The sequence below is a fragment of the Streptomyces huiliensis genome (assembly GCF_020037025.1).
GTDB lineage: Bacteria > Actinomycetota > Actinomycetes > Streptomycetales > Streptomycetaceae > Streptomyces > Streptomyces huiliensis.
Genome location: NZ_JAIQLH010000180.1, coordinates 1 through 10,388, shown reverse-complemented (window position 1 = coordinate 10,388; position 10,388 = coordinate 1). Strand labels below are relative to the sequence as shown.

Annotated in this window: 9 protein-coding genes; 4 read left to right on the top strand and 5 right to left on the bottom strand. The window is 75.6% G+C overall.

Annotation, left to right across the window (positions count from 1 at the left end; genetic code table 11):
• Both JNW98_RS26000 and JNW98_RS25995 read right to left on the bottom strand, forming a co-directional pair.
• A partial coding sequence (locus JNW98_RS26000; protein WP_223770730.1) for a VMAP-C domain-containing protein occupies positions 1-1,883 on the bottom strand: 1,883 nt, incomplete at its 3' end.
• Positions 1,884-1,900: 17 nt separating this feature from the next.
• Entirely contained in the window at positions 1,901-2,281 is a 381-nt protein-coding gene (locus tag JNW98_RS25995; protein WP_223770729.1) for a CU044_2847 family protein, read from the bottom strand.
• A gap of 178 nt (positions 2,282-2,459) precedes the next feature.
• Here JNW98_RS25995 and JNW98_RS25990 point away from each other — a divergent pair, with 178 nt between their 5' ends.
• Positions 2,460-2,639, top strand: coding sequence for a DUF6104 family protein (locus tag JNW98_RS25990; RefSeq protein ID WP_004937694.1), 180 nt, complete (start codon positions 2,460-2,462; stop codon positions 2,637-2,639).
• A gap of 174 nt (positions 2,640-2,813) precedes the next feature.
• Here JNW98_RS25990 and JNW98_RS25985 read toward each other — a convergent pair whose 3' ends face one another.
• Positions 2,814-3,653, bottom strand: a complete 840-nt coding sequence (locus tag JNW98_RS25985) for a hypothetical protein (protein ID WP_223770728.1) — start codon at positions 3,651-3,653, stop codon at positions 2,814-2,816.
• 176 nt (positions 3,654-3,829) lie between these two features.
• On the opposite strand from JNW98_RS25985, the gene JNW98_RS25980 reads away from it, so the two are divergent.
• The 3 genes from JNW98_RS25980 (at position 3,830) to JNW98_RS25970 (ending at position 7,846) form a co-directional block, all read left to right on the top strand.
• Positions 3,830-4,822: a DUF4097 family beta strand repeat-containing protein gene (locus tag JNW98_RS25980; protein ID WP_223770727.1), complete on the top strand. Its 993-nt coding sequence runs from the start codon at positions 3,830-3,832 to the stop codon at positions 4,820-4,822.
• Positions 4,822-5,748 (top strand): PadR family transcriptional regulator, encoded by a 927-nt coding sequence (locus JNW98_RS25975; protein ID WP_223770726.1) that lies wholly within the window; start codon positions 4,822-4,824, stop codon positions 5,746-5,748. Before JNW98_RS25980 ends, JNW98_RS25975 begins: the two co-directional genes overlap by 1 nt.
• 271 nt (positions 5,749-6,019) lie before the next feature.
• Positions 6,020-7,846 (top strand): acyl-CoA dehydrogenase family protein, encoded by a 1,827-nt coding sequence (locus JNW98_RS25970; protein WP_223770725.1) that lies wholly within the window; start codon positions 6,020-6,022, stop codon positions 7,844-7,846.
• 26 nt (positions 7,847-7,872) lie between these two features.
• Here the strand turns inward: JNW98_RS25970 and JNW98_RS25965 are convergent, their stop codons facing one another.
• Both JNW98_RS25965 and JNW98_RS25960 read right to left on the bottom strand, forming a co-directional pair.
• Positions 7,873-9,333 carry a cellulase family glycosylhydrolase gene (locus JNW98_RS25965; protein WP_223770724.1) on the bottom strand — a complete coding sequence of 487 codons (1,461 nt, stop codon included), beginning with the start codon at positions 9,331-9,333 and terminating at the stop codon, positions 7,873-7,875.
• Positions 9,334-9,340: 7 nt separating this feature from the next.
• The gene (locus JNW98_RS25960) at positions 9,341-10,303 is read right to left on the bottom strand and encodes a zinc-binding dehydrogenase (protein WP_223770723.1); all 963 of its coding nucleotides are present in this window, start codon (positions 10,301-10,303) and stop codon (positions 9,341-9,343) included.
• Positions 10,304-10,388: the final 85 nt, after the last annotated feature.

Genomic DNA, 10,388 nt, shown 5'->3' with positions numbered 1-10,388 from the left:
GCGCATCCGCGCCAGATCACCACCGCGTGTCCGGCGGCGAGCGCCGCGTCCAGGGCCAGGGCGCCCGCGCCGTGCGAGACCGGACCGCAGTAGACCGGGACGGCGGCCGGGTCCGCGTCCAAGAGCCGGGCGTACGCCGCGTGCTTGCTCTCCGGCCGGCGCGCTCCGTGCCCGGGGACGGGCACCTCCGCGCGCAGCGGTACGGCGGTCATCGGACCGGCCGTACAGCCGTTCCACCGCCGCTGCCACTCCGGGAAGGTGCGCCGGTCCCGGCGCCGCCGGTCCCGGACCACCACGACGCGGCGCTGGCCGAGCGGCATGCCGTGCGGGTCGAATCCGTCGTCGTCCGTGCCGGGCGGCACCAGCCGCCAGTCGGCCACCGGCTCGTCGTACAGCTCGCGCGGCAGAACGAGCCGAACGGCCGCCAAGTGCTCGCCCACGTCGCCCTGGCGCAGCGCCTCGGCTATCGGCTCGCGCAGCGCCTCCCGGAGCTCCGCCCGGCGGGCACCCTTGGCGTCGTCGCGGAACGGGGTGATCCGGTCGTCCTGGCCGAGCAGTTTGACGCGCCACGGGTAGCGGTCGCCGTACATCAGGGCGTCGACCTCCACGAGCACGTCGGCCCGGGCCCGGAGGTCGGTCTCGTCCGCGGGCTCCACCGGGCCCGGCCGGTCCTTGACCAGGACGACGCCGGCGGACGGCACCGGACGGTCGGGCCCGGGGTCGGAGCGGCCGTGCAGGATCCTGTGGACCTCCTTGCGGATGACGTCCTGCACCTGGTCCGCCTTGCCGGTCACCCAGCAGGCCAGCTCCCTCACCGGGCCGGCGTCGGCGGGGTCGCCGAGCCGGCTGACGGCCGCCGCCACCCAGGCCGCGTACAGCAGGACCGCCTCCAGCTCCAGGTCCCGGCCCGGGCCGGAGCCGGCGCCCGGCCAGCCCGTGCGGTCGCCGCGGCCCTCGGCGCCGTCCCGCAGGTCGTACAGGAGGCCGACGCCCTCGCGCCAGGTGCGCGGGTCGTGCTCGACGCCGGGCTGGTAGGGGTCCTGGATCACCCGGCTCTTGGCCTGGTCGACGAGGGCCATCACCTCGCCCGGCGTCCGGGGCTGGCTCAGCTCGGCGAGGCGGGCGAACAGTTGGGTGCGCAGCACCGGGGTGAAGCCCTCGACCGCCGGGCGCAGCCCCTTCTGGATGCCGGTCCAGCTGCGGCCGGCGCCCACCGCGCGGTAGTGCCGCAGGTGGTAGCGGTCGTGCGCGCGGACGACGGAGTGCAGCCGGTCGCGCCCGGGCCGGTCGTTGGCGATCCGGCGCAGCGCCGTGACCGGCACCGCGAGCCCGTTGTGCGCCCCGCGCCCCTTGCTCACCCCGATCACCGCGCCCCGGCCGGTGTCCACCACCGGGCCGCCGGAGCAACCCTCCACGGGGATCTCGCCGCGCAGCAGCATCGCCCGACCGCTGCCGTCCCCGCCGGCGGCGGTGCCGGTGCCGTAGCGCCAGCCCAGCTCGCCGGTCTCCCGGGACCAGCCGTAGACGGCCACGTCGGCCGGGACGATCGCCGAACGGTCGCTCATCCAGAGGCATTCGGCGCCCTGCGCGTGCGCGACCTCGACCAGCGCCAGGTCGGGCAGCGGCCAGCGGTCCGGCGGGCGCTCGGGGTCGTCCGGGCGCGGCAGGACGAACGCCACCCTGCCCTCGTGGACGCGCTCGTCGCCGTCCGTGACGTCGATGGCCGTGGTGCCGTCCAGCACGCCGCCACCCCCGTTCCCCACCACGTGGGCACAGGTCAGGGCCCAGCCGGGGGCGATGTAGAACCCCGTGCCCCAGAACCGGTCGTCGTCGGGTTCCTGCCCGCCGCCGGCCCCGGAGATGCGGACGACGGACCGGCGCACGGTGGCTTCATGGGGGTTCAAGGAGCACTGGGGGTCGTGGGCGCCCCGGGTGCGCCGCCGGCGGCCGGTCCGCTCTCCTTCCAGGTGAGCGTCACGTTGATCGACGCCTTGCCCCCCGCGTCGGTGATCAGGCTGATGACCTGGCCGGACTGGGCGGACAGTTCGATGCCGAACTGCACCTGCACCTCCTGCGGCCGCGCCGCCGCGACTCCCATCCGCAGCGAGTCGACGACCCCGCGCACGGTGTCGGCGAGCCCGCTCGCCAGCTGGGCGACGCGGCGCGCCGCCGTGGAGTCCTTGTACCCGCCGTCCCCGGTCGCCCGGAGCTCCTGCGCCTCGCTGATCCTGGCCCACACGACCGTGCCGTCGTCGAGCCGCACCTGGGTGATCCCGTCCATCACGCGTCCCCCCGTCGTCGCGCCGGCACCGCCTGCCGTCACCGCGATGATGCAGCAGGCTAGCCCTCGGACGTGACGGGCGCGAGAGGTCCTGGCCAACGCCCCGCTCCGGGAACGGCCGCCCCCGCCTATCCTTGGGACGATCCTGACCCCAGTCGACCTGTTGACGGAGAGAGCGTTGTACTTCACCGACCGCGGTATCGAGGAACTGGAGAACCGACGGGGCGAGGAGGAGGTCACCCTCGGCTGGGTCGCCGAACAGCTGCGCACCTTCGTCGACCTCAACCCGGACTTCGAGGTGCCGGTGGAGCGTCTGGCGACGTGGCTGGCGCGGCTGGACGACGAGGACGACGAGTAACAGCCTGCCCCCGCCCACCACCAGCCCGTCCGGCGCTTGAGGACTGGGGGTGCCCCCTCCGGGGGAGCCCGAAGGGCGCTTCGGGGGCGCGGGGGCGCGGCCCCCGCAGGAAACGGTGAAAGGGCGGGACAGGGGCACCACCCGCCCGTAGGCCGCCCCCGGCGGGGCCGCGCCTCAGGAACCGCCCCGCCCCGCCCGCCACCGGTCGTACAACAACGACAACGCCCCGTCGGCGACAAGCACACCTCCCGCGGCCCGCCACGCGCGCCGCGCGCCACAGCGGGACGCCGACCGCGACCACGCCAGCAGCGCGACCCCGGCGGCGACCTCGGCCGCACCGAGAGCCCGCCCCCGAGGCCCCCGCGTCCAAGCCCCGAGCACCCCCCGCTCGGCGGCCCCCAGCCCACCGCACACCGCGGCCCGCCACCCGGGCCAATCCACGGGTTCGGCACCGGGAAGCACGCCGGCCGCCTCACAAAGCCGCCCGGCGGCCAGCCCGGGAACGACGCCCGGACCGAGCCGGAGCCCCGCCCGGGACAGCACGGCGGCGAGACCGAGAACGCGGGCGGCCCCGTCCGCCTCGGCGTCGGGCCGCGTCAGCCGGTCGAGCGCCGCCCCGTCGAGCACCGGATCGAGCCCGAGCCGGGCGCGGAGGGCGGTCAGCGCCTCCTCCTCGCCGAGCGGCGTGCCGTCCGGGAGCCAGGTGTGGCCCACCGTGCGGCGGAAGCCCGCCGCCACCACGAAGCCCGCGCCGTCCGCGTCCCACCACAGGCCGACGACCGGCCAGTTGTCCGCCGCCGTCAGCGCGTGTGCCCAGTCCCCCGCGACCGCGGCGAGGTGGGTGCCAGTGTCGCGCCAGGACTCCGCGGCGGGCACCAGGACGCTCCAGCCCTCGCCCGCCGGGGCCAGGAGCATCGGCCGCCGCAGCAGCTGCGCGGCGGGTCGTACGCGGTCGGGGGCGGCCCGGCAGAGCAGCAGCAACCCCGAGGCCGGGAGGTGATCGGTAGCGGACATGGGCCAACGCTATGCCACCGCGTCGGGCTTGACTTCACGCATCCGCGATATATCGTGTTGAGCAGAGACGCGATAAGACGCGATATGCCGTGGGCTCGCCTCGCACGCCCCGACAGTCGCGCCGACCGCGCCCGTACGCCTTTTCCCTACCGGCCCACGCCGCACAGGAGGCCCGCATGCCCACGCCGTCGGAGTGGTCGCTGACCGCACCCGAGAACCTGACCTTCGAGGAGCCGGTCACCTCCCTGGAAGTGCGCCTGGCGAACGGCGCCGTCAACATCGTCGGCACCGACACGGGCCCCGCCCGCCTGGAGCTCTCCGCGCACTCGGGGGCGCCCCTCCTTGTCACCCACAAGAGTGGAGCGCTGACGGTCGGATACGAGGACCTCGCCTGGAAGAGCATCCTCAGCCGACTCGCCCGCGGCATCCGCCACCGCTCGGTCACGGTGACGCTGGCGGTCCCCACCGGCACCCGGGTCAGGGTCGGCGTCGTGGGGGCGCACGCCGTCGTGTCGGGCGTCTCCGGCGCCACGGACGTCCGCAGTGTCACCGGGAACGCCACGCTGGTGGGCCTCACCGGCACGGTCCGGGCCGAGACGGTCTCCGGCGACGTGGAGGCCCAGTCCCTCTCCGGGACACTGCGGCACAACTCCGTCTCCGGGGACCTCACCCTCGTCGACTGCCGGAGCGAGGCGGTGAAGTCCGAGACGGTCACCGGCGGCATCGTCATCGACCTGGCCGAACCCGAATCCGGCGCTCCCGGGGCCGGCCCGGCCCCCTCCCTGGACCTGACCACCGTCTCCGGCGACGTCGCCCTGCGCCTGCCCGGTTCGACGGACGCCGCCGTGGAGGCGGGCACCGCCACCGGTGCCGTGTCCAACGCCTTCGGCGAGCTCCGGCCGTCCGGCGAGTGGGCCGGCCGGCGCCTCACCGGCCGGCTGGGCCGGGCCACCGGCCTGGTGCGGGTCACCAGCGTCTCGGGGGCCATAGCCGTCCTGCGCAGGCCCCCGGCCGCCGACGCCTTCCCCGACGAGCACGACGGGCCCGACCAGCACGACGAGCACGGCGCGCACGGTGGGTCCGACGCACCCGACGCACCCCACGCACAGGACGCGCACGCCACGCCCGCCGCTCCCGCCGACGCCCCCACCCAGGGAAAGGTCCTCTGATGCCCCCCGTCTTCGCCCACGGCCGCCTCCGCCTCTACCTGCTCAAGCTGCTCGACGAGGCCCCGCGCCACGGGTACGAGATCATCCGGCTGCTGGAGGAGCGCTTCCAGGGGCTCTACGCCCCGTCCGCCGGCACCGTCTACCCGCGCCTGGCCAAGCTGGAGGCCGAGGGTCTGGTCACCCACACCACCGAGGGCGGCCGCAAGGTGTACGCGATCACCGACGCGGGCCGCGCCGAGCTCGGCGGCCGGGCCGCCGAACTGACCGCTCTGGAACGGGAGATCCAGGAGTCCGTCACGGCCCTGGCCGCCGACATCCAGGAGGACGTCCGCGGCGCGGCCGGAGCGCTGCGCCGCGAGCTGCGCGAGGCGGCGGGCCGGCTGCGGTCGGACGGCACCGACGCCGGCGACCACTTCGCCGGGATGAAGGAGGAGCTGCGCCGGGCCAAGGAGGAGTGGAAGGAGCAGGCGCGCCGGGCGAAGGAGGAGAGCCGGCGGGCCCACCAGGAGGCCCAGCAGGCCCGCCGCCAGGCGCGGCAGGCCCAGGAGCACACCCGCGAGGAGGTGCTCCGCATCAAGGAGCGCGTCCAGGAGCAGGTCCGCGAGCACGCGCGGCGCGGTGACTGGCCGACCGGCCTCGTGGAGGGCGTCACCGCGCTGGCCAAGGAGCTCGGCACGCTGGCGGGCGGCCGCCCCGAGGCCGGCCCGACGGTGCACGTCGAGCGCGCGGACGCCCCCGAGTGGGTGTCGATGGACTACACCCACTCCGCCGACCCGGCCCGCGACCTCGACCGCCTGCTGGACCGCTTCCGCGACGAGATCCGCGACGCGGCGCGCGACCACGGGGTGACGCCGGACCAACTCACGGAGTGTCGCGACCATCTGGCGGAGGCGGCGGTACGGATGGGATCCGTGCTGCGGAAGTGACGCCCGGGCCGCGGCGTGGCGCGGAGCGGCACCTTCCGGCGCCCGGCCCCCCGTCCTCCGTCAGGCCCCGCGCCCGGTGGAGCCCCGAGGGCGCGGCCGACACCGCCGGACGCTTCGGCGCGCCATGCGTCGGCGGCGACGGCTCCCCGCGGCCCCGGCGAAGCACAGGCGGCGCATGCACAGGCGGCGCGTGCACAGGCGCGCCCCGTCTGATCGACTTCGACGGGGAGAGGGCCGTTTCCTCCGGGCCGCTCCGGTCGATGAACCCGGCGTGACGATCAACCATGCGCACCCCGCCCCCGACCCGGCCCGGCTGACGGAACTCCTCTTCCACGAAGGACCCGCGGACACCGCCCTCCACGCGCACTGGCGCAAGGCCGTCTCGGCCGACCTGTTCCGCCACCCCGGCGACACCCCGGCCGGGGAGCGGTGGCGACTCGCCTACGAGCGCCTGCGCAGGATCAACGACGAACTCCCCGTGTCCCCCGCCGACTTGGCCCGCGACCCGCGCGCCCTCGCCGCGCTGCACGAATGGGCCTCGGTCGTGGACGGCGCGACGGCGACCGTGGCCGGGATCCACTACAACCTGTTCCTCGGCAGCCTGCTCGACGACGACGTGTCGCCGCCCCGCGATCCGGAGGAGTTCGCCTCGCTCACCCGGACGGGCACCTTCCTGTGCACCGAGGACGCGCACGGGAACGACGCCGCCGCGCTGGAGACCGTCGCCCGGTACGACGCCGAGCGCGGGGAGTTCGTCCTGCACACCCCCCACCCGGGCGCGCGCAAGTACATGCCCAACACGAGCCCGGCGGGCGGCGCCAAGACGGCGGTCGTCGCGGCCCGGCTGCTCGTCGGGGACCGCGACGAGGGCGTCTTCCTCTTCCTCACCCCGCTCACCGACCACCATGGGAGCCCCCTCCCCGGCATCACCGTGGAGCCGCTGCCGGAACGCGTCGGCAGCCCGGTCGACCACTGCGTGACCGCCTTCGACCACGTCCGGCTGCCCCGCACCGCCCTGCTCCAGGGCGCGCACGGACGCCTGTCGCCGGACGGCACCTTCACCAGTGCCGTGGGCAGCACCCGCAAGCGCTTCCTGCACGCCATCCGCCGGGTGACGACGGGCAAGTTGTGCATGAGCGCGAGCACCCTGGGCGGCTCGCGGGCCGCGCTCGCCATCGCGACCCGCTACGGGCACCTGCGGCACGTCTCCGGACCCGGCGGACGCCGCGTCCCACTGGTCGCGCACCGCAGCCACCACGCCCGGCTGCTCGCCGGCGTCGCGACCGCCTACGCCATGACGTTCCTCCACCGGTACGCCACCGCGCGCTGGGCCGACCCCGCGCCCGCCGCCGGCACACCCGCCGACCGCACGGACGACGAGCGCCTGGTGGCCGTCGTCAAGGGCTGGATCACCTGGCAGGCCCGGGACATCACCATCGAGTGCCGCGAACGCTGCGGCGCGCGGGCGCTGTTCCCGGTCAACGGGCTCGCGGAGTACCCGGCCAACGCGGAGGGCGCGATCACCGCCGAGGGCGACAACCTGGCCGTCTGGTGCAAGGCCGGCGCCGAGATGATCTTCGGCCGGGAGCCCGTCGCGCGGGTCCCGGAGGCCACCGGCGCGGAGAGCCCGGCCGATCCGGACCTCCTGCGCCGGGCGCTGGCCGCGGCGGAACGCCACTGGCACCTGGCCGCCCGCCGCGACCTGCGCGGCACCGGCAGCCGGGCCCAGGACGCGTTCGCCCGCTGGAACAACGCCTCCGACGCCGCCCTGCACCTGGTCGGGACCCACGCGGCGGGCCTGGCCGCCGACGCGTTCGCGGCGGCCTGCGCCCGCGTCACCGACCCCGGCGCCCGGTCCGTACTGGACGATCTGTGCGCGCTGTTCCTGCTGGGGCAGGTGGTGCCGCGCGCCGGGCTCCTCCTCGCCGAGCGGGCGCTCACCGCCGAACAGGTCCGTTCGCTGCCGGAGGCCACGTCCCGGCTCACCGCGCGGCTCGCGCCCCACCTGTCCGTCCTCACGGAGGCGTTCGACGTCCCGGAGGAGCACCTGGCCTCCCTGCCGATGCTCACAGAACGGGCGGCGGCCGGGCGCGGCTGACGGCACCCCCACCGGACCGGAACGGGCTAGCCCGCGGGGCGCACCGTCACCCTCACCACCGCCCCCGGCCGGGCGTGGACCGTCACCCGGCCGCGGGCGCCCGGGCGGACGCGGGCCGCGTCCGGGCGCGCCGGTCCGGAGACCGTGACGCGCCAGCCGCGCGACGACGGCGGCAGGGTCAGCTCCGTCCGGCCGCCGCCCGCCGCCGAGGCGGTGTACTCCAGCCGGAAGACGCCGTCCCGGGGGTCGTACGCCGAGGCGCGCACCGCGCCCGCCACCGCGGGCGCGTAGGGCCGGGCCGTGTTCTCCTTGTGCCGCTGGAAGCGGCCCTCGCGGTCGAGGGCGCAGTAGCCGCCGCCGTAGCACCAGGTCCAGCCCGCCCAGCCGGAGCCGTACCGGTCCAGGGACGCGAGCGCGTCGGCGTAGTAGCGGCCCATGTTCGGCAGGGTGCTGTCGGGCGGGCCCCACTCGCCCACCACGACGGGGAGCCGCCGCTCGCGCGGGTAGCGGACGACGGCGGCCTCGTAGCGTTCGATCCAGCCGGCCGCCGGGTCGTAATCGGCGCCGGTCTCCATGGACGTCTCGTAGAAGTGCGGCGCGTAGACGATCCGGCCGGCCGGGTCGTGGATCCGCCCGAGGGAGGCCGGAACGCCCTCGCCGACGACGGGCGTGGGCTCGACGAAGATCCGGTGCTTCCGGTCGACCGCGCGGATCGCCGCGATGAGGCGGTTGTACATCGGGGTGACCTGAGTGGCCTCCACCCGGCGGGCGGCGGCCGGCAGGTCCTCGCCCGGACGCAGCCGGCCCATCGGCTCGTTGATCAGGTCGTAGCCGTACACGGCGGGGTGGCGGGCCAGCCGGCCGGCAAGGACCCGCCACATCCGCTGCTGGGCCCGGCGCAGGTCCGCGTCCTCGTAGAGGTGCTCGAACGCGGCCTGCACGCCGGGCTCGAAGTACTCGGCGAACCAGTCGTCCGGGTGCGGCCGGTAGGGCAGGCCGTCGGTGCGGGTGGCCCACTCGGGGATGCCCCGGTGGCCGCCGAACGCGGGCCCGTAGACGTCCTGGTGGGCGTCGATCACGACCCGGACGCGGTACCGTGCCGCCCAGTCCAGGATCCGTTCGATCTTCCGCAGATAGCGCTCGCTGTAGCGGCCGGGCCGGGGTTCGAGGTCGTCCCAGAAGACCGCGAGCCGGGCGAAGTCGAAGCCGCGGGCCGACAGGTCCCGGAGGTGGCGCTCGGTGATGTCCTCCAGGGCGCGGTCGCCGCGGTGGTCCTTGTCGGCGAGGTTCCAGCCGCGCAGGGTGAGGGTCCGCCCGTCGTCGTCGGTGAGCGGGGGGATGCCGTCACCCGGCGCGGCCGGGGCCCCCGGGGCTCCGGGGGCCGCTTCGGCCTTTGATGTCGGAGTGGCGAGTGGTGCGACAGCTGTCAGCAGCGCGAGCGCCGAGGCCACGACGGGCCCCGGGCGGCGCACACGTCTCGTCCGCATCCGACGGTCATACCGTCAGGACGACCTTCCCGAACAGCTCGCCCTCGGCCATCCTTTCGAGCCCCTCGCGCGCCCGGTCCAGCGGCAGGACGGAGTCGATCACCGGCCGGACGCCGGTGGCCGCGCAGAAGGCCAGCAGGTCCGCCAGCTCCTCCTTGCTGCCCATGGTCGAGCCGACGATCTTCAACTCCAGGAAGAAGACCCGGGTCAGCTCCACGGCCGACGGGTTCGGACCGCTCGTGGCGCCGGAGATCACCAGAGTGCCGCCGGGCTTAAGGGATTTGACCGAGTGCGACCAGGTCGCGGCGCCGACGGTCTCGATGACCGCGTCCACCCGGTGCGGCAGCCGGGCGCCCGGCTCGAACGCGTCCTCCGCGCCCAGCTCGACGGCGCGCCGCCGCTTGCCCTCGTCCCGGCTGGTCGCGAAGACCCGCAGGCCCGCCGCCGCGCCCAGCACGATCGCCGCGGTGGCGACGCCGCCGCCGGCGCCCTGCACCAGGACGCTCTGGCCGGGGCGGACGTTCGCGTTGGTGAACAGCATCCGGTACGCGGTCAGCCAGGCCGTGGGCAGGCAGGTCGCCTCCTCGAAGGACAGCTCCTTCGGCTTCGGCAGCAGGTTCCAGGCCGGGACGGTGACACGCTCGGCGAACGTCCCCTGGTACCGCTCGGTGAGCAGCGAGCGCGGCTCGTCCGGGCCGACCCCGTGGCCGGTCTGGCCGATGACGGAGTGGACGACGACCTCGTTCCCGTCCTCGTCGATCCCCGCGGCGTCGCAGCCGAGGATCATCGGGAAGGCGTCCTCCTTGATCCCCACACCACGCAGTGTCCACAGGTCGTGGTGGTTGAGGGAGGCGGCCTTGACGGTGACGGTCGTCCAGCCGGGGCGCGCCTCGGGCTCGGGGCGTTCGCCCAGTTCGAGTGCGCTGAGCGGCTGATCGCGGTCGATGCGTGCGGCGTAGGCGGCGAACATGGTGCGAACCTAGCGGGGCTCCTGGCGCCGGGGAACCGTGCCGAGGTGTGACGCGGCTCGCGTCACGGCGGGGGCGAGCCCTCGC